The organism is Sphingomonas bacterium (assembly GCF_903644135.1).
Taxonomy (GTDB): Bacteria; Pseudomonadota; Alphaproteobacteria; order Sphingomonadales; family Sphingomonadaceae; genus Sphingomonas.
This window is the reverse complement of the sequence record NZ_CAHJXA010000384.1, coordinates 1-2,523: the sequence shown is the minus strand read 5'-3', so window position 1 is coordinate 2,523 and position 2,523 is coordinate 1. Positions and strand designations below refer to the sequence as shown.

The following is a 2,523-nucleotide window of genomic DNA, read 5'->3' as shown; positions in this document are numbered from 1 at the left end:
CCCGCCAGCCGCAGGTCGGCGAAGGCGAGGATGCGCGACAGATCGTAGCTGTCGTCGAGCACGGGGCCGAGACCGAACATCTCGTGGCTGTAGTGCTCGACGCGCTGGCGCACCTCGCCGCCGAAGCTGGCCTGCAGACCGTCGCCGGCGGCGATGTCCTTCAGGTCCGCGCCGAGCGCGCCAGACACGACGCCTCTTGCGCTGTCGTCCGGCCGCAGCGGTGCGAAAGCGGGCGGATCGAGCGGCAGCGTCTGGGCCGTTGCAGACGCCGCCCATCCGGTGCCGATCAACGCAGTCAGGGCCAAGCCGAGGACTGGACGGGTTCGGATCGGCACAGGCGACTTTCTGCTCCGAGGCGGGAAACCTTCTTCTGGGCCGACCGTTCCCGAATAGCAATAAGCCTTGATCGACAAGGAAGCGTCATGGCCGCCAAGCCCTTCACCCTGCTCACGACGATCCCGCTCAAGCCTGAGTGCGTCGACGAATATCTGGCGCTGGTCGACGAGGTGAACGACCGCATGCGCACCGAGCCCACCTTCCTGAACACGGTGCTCAGCCGCAGCGACGAGGAGCCCGGCCTGATCATCATCCACGAGATGTGGATCGACCGCGAAGACTTCTACAACGTGCAGATGAAGCGCGATTACCGCAGCAAGTACGAGGCGCGGCTGCCCGCACTCTTGCGAGCGGACCGCAGCATGAAGACCTTCGAGATCGTGCGCACCGACTTCGCCTTCATGAGCGGAATGGCGGGTGCCATGTTCGGATCGCGCGAGAAGGAAGCCGGCGGTGAGTGAGGCGGTGATCGACTTCGCCTTCTGGGCGGCGCCGGTGCGCAAGCTATCGTTCGCCGACCACGTCAAGGCTGCCGCCGCCGGCAACTTTGCAAGCCTGGCGGTGGCGCCGATCACCTATGACGACACGCTTGCGCAAGGCTCGTCGGCAAAGGACATGCTGGCGCTCGCCGCCGACCATGGCGTCGCGCTGCGCCACCTCGACACGGTGACCACCTGGGCGCCGGTCCAGCTCGACGAGCACGACTTCGATCCCGAGATGAACCGCCGCTGGCGCGTTTCGGTCGATCACGCGCTGGAGGTCTGCGACGCGCTGGGTCTGCGCCAGATCCTGGCGACCGCCGCCTATCTCAAGGACGGCGCGCCGCTGCAGCAGCTTGTCGATGGGTTCGGTGCGCTCTGCGACCGCGCGGCCGCCCGCGACATCTGGGTCGATCTGGAGCCGATGCCTTTCTTCGGCTGCCCGACGGTTGCGGACGCAATGGCGGTCGTCGGCGGCGCTGGACGGCCCAACGCCGGCGTGATGATGGACTCGTGGCACTTCTTCAAGGCCGGCCAGACCATCGCCAACTTGGAAGCCGTGCCGGGCGAGCGCATCCGCACGGTCCAGCTCAGCGATGCGCCGCGCCGCCAGATCGAGGCCAAGCTGATCGACGACACCATGCAGCACCGCCGCTGGCCCGGCGAAGGCGAACTGCCGCTGGTCGCCTTCCTGCAGGCGCTGCTCGCCAAGGGGCAGATCCGCACCATCAGCGAGGAGGTCTTCAGCCTGGAGGCCGACGCGATGGATGCGGCGACGGCGGGCCGCAAGGCGGGAGAAACGACCCGCGCCGTGCTCGCCGCGGCCGGCATGACCGTCGCGCACCGGATGCGCGAAGAAGCGGGAGCATGAGATGCGGGACGAGCTTGATCCCGCGGCGACCGATCGAAGAACCATGCTCAGAGCCGCCGCCGGGCTGGGTGTGACCGGCGCCATCGGCATGCCCGCCAGCGCCGCACCGGCAGGCCCGGTCGATCGGCGCGGCATTCCGGGCGCCCGCAACATCGATCATGCCGGCATCGTCGTCCGCGATCTCGACGAGGCGACGCGCTTCTTTGTCGAGGTAGTCGGCGCCGATCTGCTGTTCCGCGCACCTCCGGCCGCCGGGCTGGAGAGCAAGGAGGAAGCCGCTCCCGGCGCCACGGTGGCGGTCGCCTTCCTGCGCTTCGGTCCCACTCTGAACCTTGAGCTGCTGCAGTTCACCGGCCCCGGCGCGCCCAAGCAACCTCCCCGCGTGAGCGACAACGGCGCCGTCCATATCGCCATCTGGGTCGAGGATGTCGCCCGCGCCGCCGACTACCTCCGGGCGCAGCCGGGGGTGGAGATCGTCGGCGACATCGGCAAGCCTTCCACCGGCGCTGACAAGGGGGCGACCTGGGTCTATGCGCGCACGCCGTTCGGCGTCCATCTGGAGCTGGTCCATCGGCCGGCGCACATGCCGTATGAGCGCGACGTGGCCGCGCGGTTCTATGGCCCCGCCCTGGCCTGGAGCTGAGGACATGGTCGACAGCAAGGATATAGGTTTGGACCGGCGCGAACTGATCGCGGCCGGGCTGACCGGCGCGCTCGTAGTGCCCGCAGTGGCGGGGGCCTCGGCGGCGGAAGCTGCTCCAGCGCCGACAGGGGTGCTCGCTCTTCCCGCCCATCCGCAGCCGTTCCCGCCGCTCACCCCCGACATGACCACGTCCG

The 2,523-nt window shown here is 68.8% G+C and carries 5 protein-coding genes; 4 read left to right on the top strand and 1 reads right to left on the bottom strand.

Going from position 1 to position 2,523, the window contains the following annotated elements; all coding sequences use genetic code 11:
- Positions 1–305 (bottom strand): hypothetical protein (locus HUU96_RS14860; RefSeq protein WP_217430347.1); only part of this gene is annotated, 305 nt, incomplete at its 3' end.
- A gap of 117 nt (positions 306–422) precedes the next feature.
- On the opposite strand from HUU96_RS14860, the gene HUU96_RS14855 reads away from it, so the two are divergent.
- From HUU96_RS14855 to HUU96_RS14840, 4 genes are all read left to right on the top strand, one after another.
- Positions 423–797, top strand: coding sequence for a putative quinol monooxygenase (locus HUU96_RS14855; RefSeq protein WP_174293506.1), 375 nt, complete (start codon positions 423–425; stop codon positions 795–797).
- The gene (locus HUU96_RS14850) at positions 790–1,686 is read left to right on the top strand and encodes a sugar phosphate isomerase/epimerase family protein (protein ID WP_174293505.1); all 897 of its coding nucleotides are present in this window, start codon (positions 790–792) and stop codon (positions 1,684–1,686) included. Before HUU96_RS14855 ends, HUU96_RS14850 begins: the two co-directional genes overlap by 8 nt.
- Positions 1,687–1,729: 43 nt before the next feature.
- Positions 1,730–2,329, top strand: a complete 600-nt coding sequence (locus HUU96_RS14845) for a VOC family protein (RefSeq protein WP_174293504.1) — start codon at positions 1,730–1,732, stop codon at positions 2,327–2,329.
- Positions 2,330–2,333: 4 nt separating this feature from the next.
- Positions 2,334–2,523 (top strand): hypothetical protein (locus HUU96_RS14840; protein ID WP_217430346.1); only part of this gene is annotated, 190 nt, incomplete at its 3' end.